1 pseudogene is annotated in these 256 nt (G+C 36.7%); it reads right to left on the bottom strand.

What is annotated here, in order from left to right:
* Positions 1-63 precede the first annotated feature (63 nt).
* Positions 64-256 (bottom strand): annotated as a pseudogene (locus tag ETC27_RS18165) (hypothetical protein); the annotation flags it as partial.

Genomic DNA, 256 nt, shown 5'->3' with positions numbered 1-256 from the left:
CTTTTCCGAAGATAGACAAACAAAAAACACTGAAATAATGTTCAGTGTTTGTTTTGTTCTATTTTAGCCAAGAACAGCTTGAATATCTTCGGTTACTTTCTCCATAGCTTGTCCGCCATCGATTGATTTAACTAAACCAAGTTCTGTATAGTGTTTCAAGATTGGTGCTGATTCCTTGATGTTTACTTCTAGGCGATTTTTAACTGTTTCTGGAACATCATCGGCACGTTGATAAAGGTCATGTCCTCCACATACA

This window comes from Onishia niordana (assembly GCF_004798965.1).
Lineage (GTDB): Bacteria > Pseudomonadota > Gammaproteobacteria > Pseudomonadales > Halomonadaceae > Onishia > Onishia niordana.
The sequence above is the reverse complement of the archived record's forward strand: the minus strand, read 5'-3'. Positions and strand labels throughout refer to the sequence as shown.